We start from the raw sequence: 17,033 nt of genomic DNA on the forward strand, positions 1-17,033 counted from the left end.
CCGGCAAGCGCGTGAACGTGCCGAACTACTGGAACGAACACGCCGACACGCTGGAATGGACCCTGCCCTCGCCGCCGCCGGAGCATACCTTCGAGACCCTGCCCAAGCGCGAGGACTGGGATCGCGCACAGGCGCATCGGTAGGCAAGGCGGCCCACGGGTCCATAAGGAGGCCGGAGGCAGCCCGGCCTCCTCGCGATGCGCAAAGCGGACCATGCGGCCCAGGACAAGAGAATTGCGTTAGAAATTCTAATGCTTCCCGAGAGGATATTCTCGTTTGCCCCAATGAGGCTATCGGGGAATAAACCGCCTGTCCGGGTCGCGGGGTGCCTTGGCGGAGATGAACGGTCATCAGCCCCGGCCAATTGAATTCACATGCCGGACCCTGCTTTCGTCCGCCGGAGCCTCCGGTGGCGCGGGTTCCGGTTGCCTGGTCGGAAAAAGCGCCCAGGTCGAATGTTGGGGGGAGGATGCAGGCCGCGTCCCGGCATCCGCGGCCCAAGACAGGCTGGCGCGGCCCAGGGGTTTTCCGGGGCTTCACGACCGGCGACTTCATGGGCCTGCGGAGGAGCCACGTCGGTGGAAGGGCCATGAAAACCGCGATGCGTATCGGGCCGCTTCCGCCAGCCTTCAGCGGAACGCCCAGTTCTGAGCCCAGGAAGGTATTCTATGGCCATATCCATTTTACCCGGCGGACCCGCGATGCGCGACGCCTCGGGACGGCTGCCGATCGACGAGGCGCCGCTCAAGACCATTCATGTCGTGGCGGCCGCGGCCGTCCTGGGCGGCGCGGTGCTGGACGGCTACGTCCTGGGCATCGTGGGGCCGGCGCTGTCCATCGCCAGGCAGGAAATGCAGCTTTCGGCGATCAGCCAGGGCCTGATCGCATCCAGCGCGCTGATCGGGGTGTTCATCGGCGGGCTGTTCTTTGGCAATCTGGCGGATCGTTTCGGCCGCCGTCCGGTCTTTGGCTGGAACCTGGCGGCCTTTATCGTGCTGTCGCTGCTGCAACTCTTCGTGCAGGATGTCTGGCAGCTGGTCGCGATCCGGCTGGCGCTGGGGCTGGCGATCGGCGTCGAATATGCCGTGGGCTCGTCGGTGCTGGCGGAATTCTCGCGCCGCAAGGGCAGGGGCGTGCTGCTGGGCTGCTTCTCGATCGGCTGGCAGGTGGGCTTTACCGTCGCCTTCGTCGTCGGCTCGTTCTATGACGGCGACAACTGGCGGATGCTGCTGGCCTCGAGCGTGATCCCGGCGCTGATCACCTTCGCCTTGCGGATAACCCTGCCCGAGACGCCCATGTGGCTGAAGGGGCAGGGCCGCGATGCCGAGGCGCAGGCAATCGTCGACCGGCATTTCGGCGCGGAATATGCCATCCCCGACGTCGACCCGAACCCGCGGCACGCCTCGCCGCGCGAGCTTTTCACGGCCGAGACCTGGCGGCAGACGCTTTATTCCGGCTTGTTCTGGTTCTGCCAGGTCGGTCCGTTCTTCGGCATCTTCACCTTCATGATGCCGGTGCTGGAATCGCTGGGCCTGCAGGACGCGACCGCGGTGGACATGTCGCTGAACGCCATCCAGATCGCCGGGGCCGTGGTCGGCGTCTTCATGCTGCACTGGATGAGCCGGCGCGGCTTCGTCATCTGGACCTTCGTGATCGTGCTGCTGACCTTCCTGGCGCTCGGCCTGTTCCCGCAGGCGCCGACCTGGTTCATCGTCGCGCTGTTCGCGATCTACATGTTCGTCGCCCCGGCCGCGAACAACATCCAGTTCGTCTATCCGCCCGAGATCTTCGACACCCATGTGCGGGCGACGGGGGTCGGGTTTTCGGCTGCCTTCTCGCGCATATCGGCAGCGGGCGTGACCTATCTTCTGCCCTATCTGCTGCAAAGGTTCGGCTTTTCCGCGACCGTGATCATGATGGCCGCCTTCCCCTTGCTGGGGCTGGTCCTGTCGATCCTCTGGGCCCCGGAAACCAAGGGCAAGCACTTGCGCTGAACGCCGGGCGGGGGCCCAAGCCCCCGCCAGCCCGAGCCCCGCCCTTGCGTTTCAGAAGGTCATGCGGGTGGTCAGGAAGAAGCTGCGCCCCGGTTCGGGGAAGCCCTCGACCAGCTGATAGTCCCGGTCGAAAAGGTTGCGGATGCCGAACACCACGCTCGCCTGTTCGCTCGCCTGCCATTCCGCATCCAGGTTGGCCAACGCAAAGCCGCTCATGCGGGTATAGGCGATCTGTCCCGGATCCGAGGGCTGGATCGCGCTTTCCGACAGGCGGGAGCTGGAAAGCTCGACCGAGGGCGAGATGGTCAGGGCGTCCATCGCCCGCCAGTCGAGCCGCATATAGGCGTTGTGGCGTGGCGTGTCGGTCGGGCGGTAGTCGGCCCGGACCGGGTCGGTGATGCCGCGATGCAGCCAGGTGTAGTTCGCGACCAGCCCCAGCCGGTCGCTGACCTGCCAGTTCGCCGCGATCTCGAAACCCTTGTAGGTGCCGTCGCCGACGTTCTGGCTTTGCACGATGGGCCGGTCGCGCTCATCATCCCATTGATCGGTCGGCATCGATTGGATCATGTCCTTGACCTTGCTGTAGAACAGCGCCGCCTGGACCGTCGCCGGGCCGATCTGGCCGCCATAGCCGATCTCGATATTGGTGGCGCGTTCCGATTCCAGGGCGGGGTTCGGCAGGGCCGTGCCAAAGCGGGTGCTGTAGCGGTCGAACCGCGTCGGAAAGCGGGTGCGGGACGACAGGCTGGCGTGATATTCGCCGCTGTCGTGGCTGTAGATCGCCGCCAGTTGCCAGTTCACCGCATCGGTCGAGCCGGTGGGATAGCTGCCGGGCACGGCCGGGCCGGGGAAGCCGCTGGTGTCGTTGTTGTCGGCCCGCAGCATCCTTGCCTTGTCGTAGCTGATGCCCGAGACGAGCCTCAGCGCCTGCGAATACTGCCAGCCATGTTCGAGCGCGACCGAGATCGTCTCTTCCTCGGACCGTTCCGGCGGGTCGGGTTCCCGGCCGGTGCCGGGGGCGACGGACTGGATGGAATCGTGCCGGTCGCGGCGGTAATGCAGCGCCGCCTTGACCTCGTGATCCGGGCCGAACTCGGTTCCGGCTTCGGCGCTCAGCCCCCAGGCCGCGTCCTTGTAGCGGCTGTCGAAAATGCGCGGCGCCAGGGTTTCCTGCGTGGTCTGCGTGGAATCGTCCCAGGACGACAGCAGGTTGTCGAAGCGGTTGTAATAGGCGCGGGTCTTCAGATAGCCGCCGGCCAGTTCGGTATGCGAATAAAAGGCAAGGCTGTCGATGTCCCATTCCGGCCATGTCCAGTCCCGCTGGTATCCGCCCGAGCCGGTGTCCGGCCGGCCCCGCATCGGCAGGTCGATGTTGTAGGGCGCGCGCTTCGCCCCGGTCTGCCGGGTATAGCTGAGGACATATTCATCGGTCGCGTTCGGCGTCCAGCCGGCCTTGAGGTTCAGGCGGCTGTCGTCGGTATCGGCATATTCGCGCAGGCCCGCGCCCTGCTGCGGCCGCGGCACGAAGTCGCGCGACAGGTAGAAGCCGTCGCTGTCGCGCCGCATGTAGCTGCCTTGCAGCCAGAAATCCGCCTGCCGCGTGCCCAGCGACAGAAAGCCGCTGCGGGCGGCGATGTCGCCGCGGTTGCCGGCCTCGATGCCCAGGCGCGCCTCGCCCTCGAAGGGCGCGGAGGGCTGGCGGGTGACAAGGTTGATCGCCCCGCCCATGCCCCCCGGCCTGTTCAGGACCGAGACATGGCCCTTTTGCAGCTGGATCTCGGCCAGGTCCGGCGTCAGGAAACGGCCATAGTCCAGCCGGTTGTCGGCAGGCAGGTAGACGCGGATGCCGTCGATCGACAGCGGCACCTGGAAGCGGTCGAAGCCGCGGACATAGACCAGCCGCTCGTTCCGGCTGCCGCCGGTATTGCCGACCTGCACCCCCGGCGCGACCCGCAGCGCATCGTCCAGCGAGGTGCGGTTGCTGCGCAGGACATCCTTGGCGGTCACGGTGGTCGTGGTGCCGCCCCGGCCTTCGTCGTCCTCCGCCGTCAGGGTGATCGTGCCCAGCACGAAGACCTGCGACGGCTCGGCCACCTGCGCCGATGCCGGCGCGGCCGCCCAGCCCAGAATGGTGGCGCAAAGCAATCCGGCCCTTGTCGTGACCCGCATCCATGTCCCTCCCGAACAGCTCTCCACCAGCGGAGAGAATCGTTATGCTTGAGCAAACATAATGAAATCGCGACGGATGAACATAGGGCATTGGCGCGGAAGTCTTTCTTTCCGGGCGGTGGCGGTTTGAAGCGGCAGGGCCTTGCCACCGCTCTCCGATATGTTTCAGTATCTATAACGGCGCGGAGATGATGGGAGGCGCGAATGGAAATCCGCTATGTCTGTTCCGACGAGGAACGAAGGACGGATGCCGTGCTGAGCGTGGTCGCGCAAAGGGCGGCCGCCCTGGGAATCGCGCTGGCGGGAACCGTGCAGCCGGTGGACCCCGACGCCCCGCCCGAGAAATGCAATATCGTCCTGGCCCTGCTGCCCGACGGCGAGCGGCGGAACGTCAGTTTCGACCTCGCCCCCGGCATGACCGGCTGCCGGCTGGACCCCGATGCGCTGGAGGCGGCGGTGATGGCCGTCCATGACCGGCTGCCCGGTGCGCAGGGGCTGGTGGTGAACAAGTTCGGCAAGCAAGAGGCCGTGGGCCGCGGCCTGGTCGGTGCCATCGGCGAGGCCTGCGCGCGCGGGCTTCCGGTGCTGGTCGGCGTGTCGCCGCAATGGCGCGAGGCATTCCTGACCTTTGCCGGCGGCGCGGCCGAACCGCTGCCGGCCGACGAGGATCAGGTTCTGGCCTGGCTGCAGGCGGCCTGCCTGCGCCGGGTCGCATAAACCCAGTCGATGGAAAGGGAGATTTCCAGATGAAGCTCAGCGCAAGAAACGTCCTGCCCGGCACGGTGGTCGAGATCGTCACCGGCGCCGTCACCAGCCATGTCCGCATCGACCTGGGCGGCAGCGTGGTGACAGCCTCGATCACCAATGACGCGGTGAAGGAGCTTGGCTTGGTGGTCGGCAGCCGCGCCTCGGCCGTCATCAAGGCGTCCGACGTGATGGTGGGCGTGGATGAATGAGGTCGGCACCGACGACCTGCGACCGCATGAGCGGGCCGTCGTCCCGCCGCAGGGCTTTGACGCGCAGCTTTGGTTCATCGGCCGTATCCGCACGCCCTGGACCCGACGCGGCGACTGCCCGCATCGCGGCGATGCCGCCGACGGGCCGGACTGCCGGATCGAGCTGTTCGAGCCCTGGGTTCCGGGACTGACCGGGATCGAGGCGCATGCCAACCTGCAGATCCTTTACTGGATGGACCGGGCGCGGCGCGACCTGGTCCTGCAGAACCCCAAGTTCGGCGAGCGCGCGACCGGCACCTTTGCCCTGCGCTCGCCGGTGCGTCCCAACCCGATCGCCTCGTCGGTGGTGCGGCTGCTGGCGGTCGAGGGGCCGGTGCTGACCGTGCGCGGGCTGGATTGCCTGGACGGCACGCCGCTTCTTGACATCAAGGCCGCGTTCGGAGCGATGGCATGATGCGGCTGACCCGCCGCGCCCTGGCCGGCGTGCTTTCGATCCTGGTCGCGGCCGGCCCCGCCCTTGCCCAGGAGGGCAAGACCGTGACCGATGCCGGCGGACGGCAGGTCCGGGTTCCGGTCGATCCCGCCAGGGTCTTTGCCGCCGGCCCCCCTGCCGCCACGCTGCTTTATACGCTGAAGCCCCAGGCGATGATCGGCTGGGTTCGCGCGCCGAAGCCGGCCGATCTGGCCTGGCTGCGGCCCGAGGTTGCGGACCTGCCCGAACTGGGGCGGCTGACCGGCCGGGGCGACACGCTGAACCTCGAGGTGCTGCTTGCGGCGGGGCCCGACCTGATCGTGGATTACGGCACGGTGAACGCGACCTATGTCGATCTTGCCGGCCGCGTCCAGGAACAGGCGGGCGTGCCCTATGTGCTGATCGACGGCAGCTTTGCGCAGATGCCGCGGTCGATCCGGCAGATGTCCGACCTGCTTGGCGTCCCCGCGCGCGGCGAGGCCCTGGCGGCATATGCCGAAACCACGCTGGCGGATCTGGACGCGCTTCTGGCCGAGGTGCCGCAGGCCGCGCGGCCCAGGGTTTATCTTGCGCGCGGGCCGGAAGGCGTGGAGACCGCCGGCCGCGGCTCGATCAATGCCGAGATCATCGAGCGCGTGGGCGCAAGGAATGTCGTCGAGACGGAAGGCGACGGGCTTGCCACCGTCTCGCCCGAGCAGGTGCAGGCCTGGGCGCCGGACGTGATCGTCACCATCGACCGGGATTTCGCCGCCAAGGTGGCGCAGATGCCGGAATGGCAGGGCATTCCCGCGGTGGCGAACGGGCGCGTCCATCTGGCGCCCGCGGTCCCCTTCGGCTTCATCGACGCGCCGCCTTCGGTCAATCGCCTGGCTGGGCTGATCTGGCTTTCGCACAAGCTTTATCCCCAGGCCGCGACCGGCGACCTGCACGCCAAGATCGCCGAATTCTACGCGCTGTTCTATGGCCGGCGCCCCGACGATGCCGCGCTGGCGGCCTTGCTGGGTGACTGAGCGGCGGTTGAACGGCTGGCTCGCTTTGGGGCTGATCGCCACGCTGGCGATCGGCGCCGCGGTCGGCCCCTATGCGATCGCGCCGCAGCAGCTGGTGGCCGTCCTGTCGGGGGACCGCTCGGACCCGCAGGCGGTGACGGTGCTGTGGAACATCCGCCTGCCGCGGGTGCTGGCGGCGGCCATGGTCGGCGCGGCTCTGGCGGCGGCGGGGGCGGCCTACCAGACCACCTTCCGCAATCCGCTGGTCTCGCCGGACATCCTGGGCGTGTCGGCCGGGGCGGGGTTCGGCGCCGTGCTGGGCATCCTGCTGGGCTGGCCGGTCATGGCCATCCAGATGCTGGGCTTCGGCACCGGGCTTGCCACCGTGGCGATGGTCCTGGGCCTGACCATGGTGCTGCGCGGTGCGGGACAGGTGCTGGTCATGGTGCTGTGCGGCATCGCCATCGGCGCGCTGGCGGGGGCCGGGATCTCGCTGGTCAAGCTGCTGGCCGACCCCGAGCAGCAATTGCCCGCCATCACCTTCTGGCTGATGGGCAGCCTGGCCGGGGTCAAGCGCCCGGACATCGCGGCGGCGCTGCCTGCGCTGCTGGTCGGGCTTGCGCCGCTGCTGGCGCTGCGCTGGCGGATCGGGCTTTTGGCCATGGGCGACGACGAGGCGCGGTCGATGGGCATCGACGCCACCCGCCTGCGGCTGCTGGTCATCGCCTGCGCCACGCTGATGACGGCCGCGGCGGTGGCGCTGGCGGGGGTGATCGGCTGGATCGGGCTGATGGTGCCGCATATGGCGCGGTTGCTCACCGGCCCCCGCTTCGACCGGCTGCTGCCGGCGGCCATCCTGATCGGCGCGGGCTTCATGGTGCTGGTCGATACCAGCGCGCGCAGCATCGCCACGGTCGAGGTGCCGCTGGGCATCCTGACCGCGGTCCTCGGCGCGCCGCTTTTCGTCTGGCTGCTGGCGCGGGGGACGAAGGCATGGAGCGAATGACCCCGCTGCTGACCGCCACGGGCCTTGCCATCGGCCATGGCGGCAAGGTGCTGATCCGGGGCATCGACCTGAGCCTGGATCGGGGAAGCGTGCTTTGCCTGCTTGGACCGAACGGCGCCGGCAAGACCACGCTGTTTCGGACCCTGCTGGGGCTGATCCCGCCCGTCCATGGCCGGATCGCGCTGGGCGGCGAGCCGCTGTCCCGCCTGTCGCGGCTCCAGGTCGCCGCCCGGCTGGCCCATGTGCCGCAGGCGCTGGCGACGCCCTTTGCCTTTACCGCCCTCGACATCGTGCTGATGGGGGCGGCGGCCCGGCTTGGTCCCTTTGCCCGTCCGGGCCGGGTCGAGGCGGAACGGGCGATGGCGGCGCTGGACAGACTTGGCATCGCCGACCTGGCCGGGGCCGAAGTCACCCGGCTTTCGGGCGGCCAGCGCCAGCTGGTGCTGATCGCGCGGGCGCTGGCGCAGGAGGCGGCGGCAATGGTGATGGACGAGCCCACCGCCAGCCTGGATTTCGCCAACCGCCGGCAGGTCGGCCATGCGATCCGTCGCCTCGCGGATGCGGGAACCGGGATCATCCTGTCCAGCCACGATCCCGACCACGCCGCCGCCATCGCCGACCGGGCGCTGCTCCTGAACCGTTCGGGCCTGCTCGCCTCGGGGACGGTCGCAGAGACGATGACGGCCGGGAACCTGTCCCGCCTCTATGGCATCCCGGTTCGCAGGGAACAGGGGGACGACGGCCGCCTGCGCTTTTATTGACGGCGCCGATGCGGCAACCGGGGCGTCGCAAACAAAATGCCTGCCATTGCCCGCCAGTTTGCCGCGCGGGCGATTGACCGGCCTTCCAGACACTGCATTTCGGTCCGAATAGGCACGCCATAGGCTGATTCAAAGGAAGGGGATTTCAGCGGCGTCCCCAATTTCACCGCGCGAAAATGGGCGCTTTGCTTTTGCGGATTGCCCCCATTCTCGTTGCGCGTTTCGAAAAACCCCGGTAATCTCAATATGCTGCAAAGGCTGCATGAGGTGGACTTCATGACCGCTGAAGAGACCCCCGGCAATATGGATCCGAACAGCATCCTGCTTCATAGCTGCGTGTCGCGGGATCTCTACGAGGCAATGACGCAAGGAAAACCGCCCGGCTCGGCCAGGGACGCATTTTCCGTCATGATCGAGATGAACAATAATTTCCCAGGTGGCGCGCGCATGGCTCGGGCGGCGCTCGTCGCGAGCTATCTGGAAAAGGCTGATGTCGCGAACGAACGAAAGCTGGGATTCGTTGCCGAAATCATGGCCTTGGCCGAGATTCAGGGTCCGTGGAAAAAGATCGGCTTCAACGCCTCTGATGAACTCAACCTTGTTACCTCGTCCTTTACCGAAGGCTATCTTTTCGGGCGGCTGTCGCGCGGCACCATCGGGCGCATCGCGCAGAACTGCCAGGAAGAGCGGGACGGGCCGATCTACAAGCTGTGGCTGGACCAGCCTTTCCAGGCGAGCGTCTATAAATCCTACAAGACCATCAAATGCGATGCCGCGCGGGTCGCCTTCGGCGCGCAGGGCGAGGATATCGTCTGGGCGGTGGCCGATACCGGCATCGACGGCACGCATCCGCATTTCCGGCCCTACGACACGCTGGAGCCGCCGGCGGGCCTGAACCACTACGACTTCACCCGGACGCATGAAAGCGACAGCGCCGCGGCCAAGGCGGCGCTGTGCGACCAGGACGGGCACGGCACCCATGTCGCCGGCATCATCGCCGGCGAAACCAACGTCAGGATGCAGACGCCCGAGGGCAAGCCGCTGATCGACGGCATGGACATCAGCATCGACACCCGCCCCGACGGCATCAGGGTCGAGGAAAGCTCGCTTGCCCGGCCGCCCGAGATGATCCTGGGCGTGGCGCCGCGAACCCGGCTGATCAGCCTCAAGGTGCTGTCGCGCGCCCGCGACGACAGCGGCATCAGCAATGTCATCGCCGCCATCGGCTATGTGCAGCGGCTGAACGAATACGGTCGCAACCTGCGCATCCACGGATTGAACCTGAGCCTTGGCTACAGCTTCGACCCGACCTGGTTCGCGGCGGGGCAAAGCTCGATCTGCAAGGAGGTCAACCGGCTGGTGCGCTCGGGCGTGGTGGTGGTGGTCGCGGCGGGAAATGCGGGCTTCGGCTATGTCGAAGACCAGAACAGCAGGCTGCATTCCAGCGCCAACGCCTCGACCATCGCCGATCCCGGCAATGCCGAGCTGGCCATCACCGTCGGCTCGACCCATCGCGACCGGCCGCATGAATACGGGGTCTCGTTCTTTTCCGCCAAGGGGCCGACCGTCGATGGCCGGATGAAGCCGGATCTTCTGGCGCCGGGCGAGCGGATCGTCTCGTGCCATCCGGGCGACAAGGACCGCATCGCCAGCTTCAAGGAGCGCTCGGGCACAAGCATGGCCGCGCCCCATGTCTCGGGCCTTGTCGCGGCGCTGCTTTCCGTGCGGCGCGAGTTCATCGGCCAGCCCGAGCGCGTCAAGCAGATCCTCATGGACAGCGCGACCGACCTGGGCCGCGTTCCCAGCTTCCAGGGCGCCGGGCTGGCCGACCTGATGCGTGCGCTGCAATCCATCTGACCGCAGGAGCGAACCATGCCCGATATCGACGGAACCCCCCTGGTCTGGCTGAGCTTCGACAGCGAGGGCCGCCTGGACGACAACCCCAAGCCCCTGCACGCGCTGCACGAGGCCATGCAGAGGGTGCAGGCGACCGATGTGCTGGTCCTTTCCCACGGCTGGAAGAACACCCAGGCGCAGGCGGCGCGGCTTTACCAGGCGATCTGGCGCAATGCCCGGCCGCATATCCCGTCCTCGCGCCGCTTCGTGCTGGCCGGCATCGCCTGGCCTTCGGTCGCCTTTCCCACGGATTTCGACGACCGGGCCGGGCGCGAGACCGCAGGCGGGGCGCTTGCCGCGCCCTTGGCGGGCGGTCCGTCCGACCTCGACCCCCGGACCTTTGAACGCATCCTGCGCCAGTCCTTGCCGGGCAAGGAGAACGCCAGGCTGCGCAGCTTGGCCCGCGCCGCCGCCAGCGATCCCAGCGCCGAGACGAAAGCCGCCCTGGCCGCGGAACTGGCCAGGCGGATGCAGGCCTTGGCCGCCGGGGACGATGCCGAGCTTTCGGACGAGGCGGAGCTGATCGCCCGCCGGGCCAGCAGCAACCCCGAATTGCTGTTCCAGATCAGCGCGAAACCCTTCGTGCCGCGGGATGGCGAAGACGGCGGCGCGGCCGGCGGGGAGGGCGCCGGGCAGGTTGTCCGCGGCCCCCTGGCCAGCATCGCCCGGCTGGCGAACCAGTTCACCTATTACCCGATGAAGCGCCGTGCGGGAAAGGTCGGCCGCATGCTGGGCGGCTACCTGGACCCCCAGCCCTTCCTGGCGAATACCCGGCTTCACCTGGCGGGCCACAGTTTCGGCGGCAGGCTGGTCACGGCCTGCGCGTCCCAGATGAAATCGCTGCGCCCGCAAAGCCTGACCCTGCTGCAAGCCGCCTTCTCGCATAACGGGCTGGCGGCCAGTTCGCCGGCAGGGCCGGGATATTTTGCCGATGTGCTGGCCGAACAGCGGGTCCGCGGTCCGATCGCGATCACCCATACGCATAACGACCGGGCCTGCACCTTCTACTATGCGCTTGCCTCGCGCCTGGCGGGCGATGGGACGATGGCGATCGGGGACGCCAACGACCGCTATGGCGCGATGGGGGCCAATGGCGCGCAGCATGTGGATGCCCTGCGCCATGGCGGCTTTCCCGCCTCGTCCGGCCATCGGCCCGTCGCGGGCAGGGTGAACAACTATCTGGCCGACAAGGTGGTGGTGGCGGTTCCGGGCGGAACGGATGCGCATAACAATATCGGCAATGCCGGGATCGGGGCCTTGCTGGGAAGCGTCGTTTCGCTCTGACTGCCGGGTCGCCCGGACCTGCATTGACCCTTCCGTGCCGGGCGAAAACGGCCTGATTTCCTGATGGTTTCCGGCCTGGGCCGGGGCGCGCCGGACAACCTGTCCTGGCGGCTGGACAGATTGTCCATTGAAATCAACCCCATGCATTCCGCACCTTGTGCCAAAACCCGAGGGGAGCGGGACGGGGGGATAAGCGTCCATGCTCGCAAGAAAAAGGGCAGGCGGCGGCCGGTTCCGACGGGTCGCGCGCGCATATTCGTTTCAGGGAGGGGAATGATGACGGCCATAGAAGATTTTCCAGGATTCCGGGCACCCTTGTTGTCCCGCGAGCGCACGATAGCGCGGCCGGGCTTCAACCGCTGGCTGGTGCCGCCCGCCGCGCTGGCGATCCACCTGTGCATCGGCATGGCCTATGGCTTTTCGGTGTTCTGGCTGCCGCTGTCGCGCGCCATCGGCATCAGCGACCCGGTCGTCTGCGAAGGGATGGGCCTGAGTTCGGCCCTGTTCACGACCAGCTGCGACTGGCGCGTCGCCGATCTGGGCTGGATCTATACGCTGTTCTTCGTGCTGCTGGGTTCCTCGGCCGCGATCTGGGGCGGCTGGCTGGAAACCGCCGGCCCGCGCAGGGCGGGCGTCGTCGCGGCCCTGTGCTGGTCGGGCGGCATGGTCGTTTCGGGCTTCGGGGTGATGACGCATCAACTGTGGCTGATGTGGCTCGGCTCGGGCCTGATCGGCGGCATCGGCCTGGGCCTGGGCTATATCTCGCCGGTCTCGACGCTGATCAAGTGGTTTCCCGACCGGCGCGGCCTGGCGACCGGCATGGCGATCATGGGCTTTGGCGGCGGCGCGATGATCGGGGCGCCGCTGGCGGACCGGCTGATGAACCATTTCCAATCCGTGACCGGCGTCGGCGTGTGGCAGACCTTCTTCGTCATGGCGGTGGTCTATTTCGTCTTCATGCTGGCGGGCGCCTTCGGTTATCGGGTGCCGCCCGCCGGCTGGAAGCCCGAAGGCTGGCAGCCCAAGGTCTCGGCCCGGAAGGCGGGGATGATCACCCGGCATCACGTCCACCTGAGGGACGCGCACAAGACCCGGCAGTTCTGGCTGATCTGGCTGGTGCTGTGCCTGAACGTCTCGGCCGGGATCGGGGTGATCGGCATGGCCTCGCCCATGCTGCAGGAAATCTTCGCCGGATCGCTGGTCGGCCGGCCGGACCTGGGCTTTACCCAGCTGGACGCCGGCCAGAAAGCGGCCATCGCGGCCATCGCCGCGGGTTTCGCGGGGCTCTTGTCGCTGTTCAACATCGCCGGGCGGCTGTGCTGGGCCTCGGCCTCGGACCGGCTGGGGCGCAAGACCACCTATTTCATCTTCTTCGGCCTGGGGATCGTGCTTTACCTGCTGGCGCCAAGTGCCGCGTACTCGGGCAACCAGGTGCTGTTCGTGGCGATGATCTGCGTCATCATCTCGATGTATGGCGGCGGGTTCTCGACGGTGCCGGCCTATCTGGCGGATGTCTTCGGCACGCAATTCGTGGGCGCGATCCATGGCCGGCTGCTGACCGCCTGGGCGACGGCGGGGATCGTCGGCCCGGTCGTCGTGAACTACCTGCGCGAGGCGCAGATCGCGGCGGGCGTGCCGCGGGCGCAGGCCTACGACTACACGATGTATATCCTTGCCGGGTTCCTGGCCGTCGGGCTGGTCTGCAACGCGCTGGTGCGGCCGCTGGACGAGAAGTGGTTCATGAAGCCCGAAGAGGTCGCGGCCCTGCAGGCCGGCGAGGCAACCGCCGGCCAGGTCCAGAGCGGATCGTTCGGAATCGACCGGGGCCGGTTCGACCTGCCGGCGATGCTGGCCTGGGCGGCGGTCGGCATCCCGCTGGCCTGGGGGGTGTGGACGACGATCATGAAGACCGCGGCCCTGTTCGGCTGATGGCTGCGCCCGCCGCCCATGGCCCGCAAGTCCGGGCGGCGGGATCACGCGGCGGGCAGCCAGATGCGGAAGGTGCTGCCGCCCGCATCGCTGCTGGCGGCGATGCTGCCGCCTTGCCGCTCGACCAGCCTGCGGCAGATCGACAGGCCTAGCCCGGTGCCGCCGCTGCGCCCGCGGCTGGTGACGAAGGGCTCGAACAGGCGCTTCAGCACTTCGGGCGGGATGCCCTCGCCCTGGTCCGAGACCTGCAGCATCACCCCTGCCGCGCCGTCGCGGTCCTGGTCCTGCACCAGGATGCGGATCTCGCCGCCCCGCGGCATGGCATGGACCGCGTTGACGATCAGGTTGACCAGCACCTGCTGCAGGGCGATGCGGCTGATGCGGGCCGGCCGATCCGAGCGGATGTCCCGGCGCAGCGAGACCGAGGACCGGGCAAGCATATGCGCCACCAGCGGCACGCAATCGGCCACGGCCCGCCCCGGATCGGAAAGGGGATGCTCTTCCGCGGTCTGGTCCGTCCGGGCGAAGTCCAGCAATTGCGCGACGATCCGCGAGATGCGCTGCACCTGCTCGTCGATCAGCCGCAATTCGGTCTCGGCCGGGGCGGCGGCCTTGCCCAGCACCTCGCGCAGCACGTCCAGGTTGCCCTGGATCACCGCCAGCGGGTTGTTCACCTCATGCGCGATCCCGGCCGAGATTTCGCCAAGGGCGGCCAGCTTTTCGGACTGGACCAGCTGGTATGTCGCGGTCTCGAGCTGTTGCGCGGCCCGCCGCAGCGCCGCCGTGCGCTCGTCCACGCGCCGGTTCAGCTCGTCGTTCCAGGCCCGCATCCGCCGGTCGTGGTCCTGCAATTGCGCCAGCACCCCGTCCAGGGCCAGGGCCAGTTCGGCGATCTCGTCGTCGCCGCGGCTGATGCCGGTGCGGGCGGCCAGGTTGCCCGACCGCACCCGCTCGAAGGTGGCGCCGATACGCTCCAGCGGGCGAAAGATGCCGCGCGCCCATCGCAAGAACAGCGGCACCGTCACCAGCGCCACGCACAGGAAGCCGACCAGCACCCAGCCCACCGTGCGGCGCCGGGCTTCGGCGAAGGGGCGTTCCAGGATGCCGACATAGATCATGCCGATGGTGCGGCCCGCGCCGTCGGCCAGCGGGGCATAGGCCGAGACATACCAGTCGTCCAGCACCCGCGCCCGGTCCAGCCAGACCTGCCCCTGGCCGATCACCCGCTCGCGCACCGCCGCCGAGGCGCGGGTTCCCAGCGCCCGGACGCCGCCGGGGACCGTGACGTTGGTGGCGATGCGCATGTCGCCCAGGAACAGCGAGGTGGTGCCGTGGCTGCCCTCGGGCAGGCTTTCGGGGCGATAGATCAGGGCGTTGATGCTGTCGATCACCGACAGGTTGCGGTTCAGCAGGATCCCCCCGACCAGGACCGCCTCGGCCCCGCTGCCGGGCAGCCTGGCCAGGACGAGCGATTGTGCCACCATGCCCCGCGTCTCGACCGGGGCCCGGCCTGCCGCCGGGTTGCCGGGCCGTTCCATTTCGGCGCGCGCGGCCAGCGCCGGGGAAAGGGCGCGCAGCTGGTCCCGGTCGAAAACCTCCAGCGTGTTTCGCGCGGATGCGGCGTCGCGCGGGGGTGCGGGGCGGATGCCTTGCGGGCTGGACGCCACCACGCGGCCATCCGGGCGGGCCAGATACAGGTAATCCAGCCCCAGCCTGTCGCGATGGCTGTCCAGCAGCGCGGCCGGATCGGCCGTGCGCGCGAATTCTTCGGAGCGGGCCAGCATCTCGATCCGCTCGCCGGTGGTTTCCAGGATGCGGCCCAGATATTGCTGCGCCACGGTCAGGTCGCTGTTGACCTTGACCAGCAGCAGCCGGTCGAGCTTGAGCGACCATTGATGCATGGTCGCCCCCAGAAAGACCGGCAGGATCACCAGCACCGGCAGCAGGGCGATGGCCAGAAGCTTGTGACGCACCGAGCGGCTGAGCGGACGCGCCGGCTCAGGCATTCCAGTCCGCCAGCCTGCGGTCGATGGTCTTGCGCGAAATGCCCAGCTGCGCCGCCGCCGCCTCGCGGTCGCCGTCGAAGGCGGCCACCGTGCCCAGGATCGCCCGCCGCTCGATCTCGGCCAGGGTCTGGCCGTCGCGCCTGCCCGGCGATGCGACCAGCGGCGTGAAGCGGCCCAGGATCAGCGCGCGCTCGACGGCGTTGCGCAATTCGCGGACATTGCCCGGCCAGTCATAGGTCGCCATGCCGGCCCGCACCTCGGGGGTGATCGGCACCTTGGGCGCTGCCAGCGTCCGGGACAGGGTGTCCATGAACAGTTCCGCCAGGTCGAACATGTCGCCGGCGCGTTCGGCCAGGGTCGGCATGTGGATATGCAGCACGTTGATGCGGTAAAGCAGGTCCGCGCGCAGCCGCCCCTCGGCCACGGCGCGGTCCAGGTCGGCGTTCGCGGCAAAGATCAGGCGCAGGTCCACCGCCGTCTCGCGCTCGGACCCCAGCGGCCGGATCCGGCGATCGTCGATCGCGCGCAGCAGCTTGGCCTGCAAGGCGACCGGCAGCTCGGCGATCTCGTCCAGAAACAGCGTCCCGCCGCGGGCCGAGCTGAACAGCCCCTCGCGGTTCCGGTCGGCGGCGGGAAAGGCGCCGCGCACATGGCCGAAAAGCTCGTCCTCCAGCATGTCGCGGGGGATGGCGGCGCAGTTCACCGCAACGAAGGGCATCCGCGCCCGGTCGGACAGGGCGTGGATCATCCGCGCCGCCACTTCCTTGCCCGTGCCCGAGGCGCCGGTGATCAGCACCGAGGACGGGGTCGGCGCCACGCGGGCGATGACCTGGCGCACGCGCTCGATGGCGGGCGAGCTGCCGATCAACTCGCTGCGCAGGCGGCCCAGGTCGATATTGTTGCGCAACTCCTGCTGCAGGATCAGGTTCTCGCGCCGCAACCTTTCGCCTTCCAGGCAGCGGGCGATGGTGTTCAGCAGCTGGTTGGTGCGAAACGGCTTGAGCAGGAAATCCGAGGCCCCGGCCTGCAGCGCCTGGATGGCCGTGTCCAGGTCGGCATGGGCGGTCATCAGGATCGCGGGCGGGAAAAAGCCCAGCGGCCGCTGTTCCCGCAGCCAGTCGACCCCGCGCTGGCCCTCCATCAGGTTGTCGAGGATCACCAGGTCGAAATCGGTCTGGGCGACCAGCGCGCTGGCTTCGGCCGTGTTCGCGGCCAGCCGGATGGCGCGGCATTTCGACGACAGGATGCGTTCCAGGAAATTGCGCATCCCCGGCTCGTCCTCGACCACCAGGATCGTGGCCTGCGCCAGCGCGTCGCCCTGGGCGGCATGCGCTTCCTGGCGGGGGTCGTTCTGGGTTCCCATCATCCTCTCCCTCGGCGGGACAGTGGCACCGGCCCGCCTTGCTTGGCAAGCATCGGATGCAGGGGGCGGGGGCAAGATCAACGGACAGATTGTCCAGGACGGGCCGACAGGCTGTCCGTTGAAATCGCGGCGCCGGTCTGTTGCCATCGGGGGCAGGGGCCTGCACGGCCCGACAGGAGAACCGCGCCGATGCCCGACCGCAAGCCCG

The 17,033-nt window shown here is 68.3% G+C and carries 13 protein-coding genes; 10 read left to right on the top strand and 3 right to left on the bottom strand.

All coding sequences use genetic code 11. The features are described from left to right. Positions 1–701: 701 nt before the first annotated feature. Positions 702–1,994, top strand: coding sequence for an MFS transporter (locus IT40_RS23930; protein ID WP_243700331.1), 1,293 nt, complete (start codon positions 702–704; stop codon positions 1,992–1,994). Between the two features lie 51 nt (positions 1,995–2,045). Here the strand turns inward: IT40_RS23930 and IT40_RS23935 are convergent, their stop codons facing one another. Beyond that, the gene (locus IT40_RS23935) at positions 2,046–4,163 is read right to left on the bottom strand and encodes a TonB-dependent receptor plug domain-containing protein (protein ID WP_036760398.1); all 2,118 of its coding nucleotides are present in this window, start codon (positions 4,161–4,163) and stop codon (positions 2,046–2,048) included. A 204-nt stretch (positions 4,164–4,367) separates the two neighbouring features. Between IT40_RS23935 and IT40_RS23940 the strand changes: the two genes are divergently transcribed. The 9 genes from IT40_RS23940 (at position 4,368) to IT40_RS23980 (ending at position 13,456) form a co-directional block, all read left to right on the top strand. Continuing rightward, positions 4,368–4,880: a DUF2478 domain-containing protein gene (locus IT40_RS23940; protein ID WP_036760399.1), complete on the top strand. Its 513-nt coding sequence runs from the start codon at positions 4,368–4,370 to the stop codon at positions 4,878–4,880. A 29-nt stretch (positions 4,881–4,909) separates the two neighbouring features. Next, a complete protein-coding gene (locus tag IT40_RS23945; protein ID WP_036760400.1) occupies positions 4,910–5,119 on the top strand; it encodes a TOBE domain-containing protein in 210 nt (69 codons plus the stop codon). Further along, entirely contained in the window at positions 5,112–5,573 is a 462-nt protein-coding gene (tsaA, locus tag IT40_RS23950) for a tRNA (N6-threonylcarbamoyladenosine(37)-N6)-methyltransferase TrmO (RefSeq protein WP_036760403.1), read from the top strand. The genes IT40_RS23945 and tsaA overlap by 8 nt, the downstream gene beginning before the upstream one ends. Then, complete coding sequence (locus IT40_RS23955; RefSeq protein WP_036760408.1) at positions 5,570–6,601, top strand: iron ABC transporter substrate-binding protein; 1,032 nt, start codon at positions 5,570–5,572, stop codon at positions 6,599–6,601. The genes tsaA and IT40_RS23955 overlap by 4 nt, the downstream gene beginning before the upstream one ends. Then, positions 6,570–7,586, top strand: coding sequence for a FecCD family ABC transporter permease (locus IT40_RS23960; RefSeq protein WP_116171336.1), 1,017 nt, complete (start codon positions 6,570–6,572; stop codon positions 7,584–7,586). Before IT40_RS23955 ends, IT40_RS23960 begins: the two co-directional genes overlap by 32 nt. Then, entirely contained in the window at positions 7,583–8,347 is a 765-nt protein-coding gene (locus IT40_RS23965; RefSeq protein WP_240540298.1) for an ABC transporter ATP-binding protein, read from the top strand. Before IT40_RS23960 ends, IT40_RS23965 begins: the two co-directional genes overlap by 4 nt. Positions 8,348–8,623: 276 nt before the next feature. Further along, positions 8,624–10,204 (top strand): S8 family peptidase, encoded by a 1,581-nt coding sequence (locus IT40_RS23970; protein ID WP_036760420.1) that lies wholly within the window; start codon positions 8,624–8,626, stop codon positions 10,202–10,204. Positions 10,205–10,219: 15 nt separating this feature from the next. Further along, on the top strand, positions 10,220–11,527 hold the full coding sequence (locus IT40_RS27050) for a hypothetical protein (RefSeq protein ID WP_052096266.1): 1,308 nt from the start codon (positions 10,220–10,222) through the stop codon (positions 11,525–11,527). A 318-nt stretch (positions 11,528–11,845) separates the two neighbouring features. After that, positions 11,846–13,456, top strand: coding sequence for an OFA family MFS transporter (locus IT40_RS23980; RefSeq protein WP_243784725.1), 1,611 nt, complete (start codon positions 11,846–11,848; stop codon positions 13,454–13,456). 44 nt (positions 13,457–13,500) lie between these two features. On the opposite strand, the gene IT40_RS23985 is transcribed toward IT40_RS23980, so the two are convergent. Both IT40_RS23985 and IT40_RS23990 read right to left on the bottom strand, forming a co-directional pair. Beyond that, entirely contained in the window at positions 13,501–15,462 is a 1,962-nt protein-coding gene (locus IT40_RS23985; protein ID WP_036760417.1) for a sensor histidine kinase, read from the bottom strand. Continuing rightward, on the bottom strand, positions 15,455–16,825 hold the full coding sequence (locus tag IT40_RS23990) for a sigma-54-dependent transcriptional regulator (RefSeq protein WP_036760423.1): 1,371 nt from the start codon (positions 16,823–16,825) through the stop codon (positions 15,455–15,457). The genes IT40_RS23985 and IT40_RS23990 overlap by 8 nt, the downstream gene beginning before the upstream one ends. Between the last annotated feature and the right edge of the window lie 208 nt (positions 16,826–17,033).

The sequence above is a fragment of the Paracoccus versutus genome (assembly GCF_000763885.1).
Lineage (GTDB): Bacteria > Pseudomonadota > Alphaproteobacteria > Rhodobacterales > Rhodobacteraceae > Paracoccus > Paracoccus versutus.

Coding starts and splice junctions, on each gene's coding strand:
- IT40_RS23935 (WP_036760398.1), bottom strand. CDS start 4,163: ATGCGGGTCACGACAAGGGCCGGATTGCTTTGCGCCACCATTCTGGGC.
- IT40_RS23955 (WP_036760408.1), top strand. CDS start 5,570: ATGATGCGGCTGACCCGCCGCGCCCTGGCCGGCGTGCTTTCGATCCTG.
- IT40_RS23940 (WP_036760399.1), top strand. CDS start 4,368: ATGGAAATCCGCTATGTCTGTTCCGACGAGGAACGAAGGACGGATGCC.
- IT40_RS23930 (WP_243700331.1), top strand. CDS start 702: ATGCGCGACGCCTCGGGACGGCTGCCGATCGACGAGGCGCCGCTCAAG.
- IT40_RS23945 (WP_036760400.1), top strand. CDS start 4,910: ATGAAGCTCAGCGCAAGAAACGTCCTGCCCGGCACGGTGGTCGAGATC.
- IT40_RS23985 (WP_036760417.1), bottom strand. CDS start 15,462: ATGCCTGAGCCGGCGCGTCCGCTCAGCCGCTCGGTGCGTCACAAGCTT.
- IT40_RS27050 (WP_052096266.1), top strand. CDS start 10,220: ATGCCCGATATCGACGGAACCCCCCTGGTCTGGCTGAGCTTCGACAGC.
- IT40_RS23965 (WP_240540298.1), top strand. CDS start 7,583: ATGACCCCGCTGCTGACCGCCACGGGCCTTGCCATCGGCCATGGCGGC.
- tsaA (WP_036760403.1), top strand. CDS start 5,112: ATGAATGAGGTCGGCACCGACGACCTGCGACCGCATGAGCGGGCCGTC.
- IT40_RS23990 (WP_036760423.1), bottom strand. CDS start 16,825: ATGGGAACCCAGAACGACCCCCGCCAGGAAGCGCATGCCGCCCAGGGC.
- IT40_RS23960 (WP_116171336.1), top strand. CDS start 6,570: ATGCCGCGCTGGCGGCCTTGCTGGGTGACTGAGCGGCGGTTGAACGGC.
- IT40_RS23970 (WP_036760420.1), top strand. CDS start 8,624: ATGACCGCTGAAGAGACCCCCGGCAATATGGATCCGAACAGCATCCTG.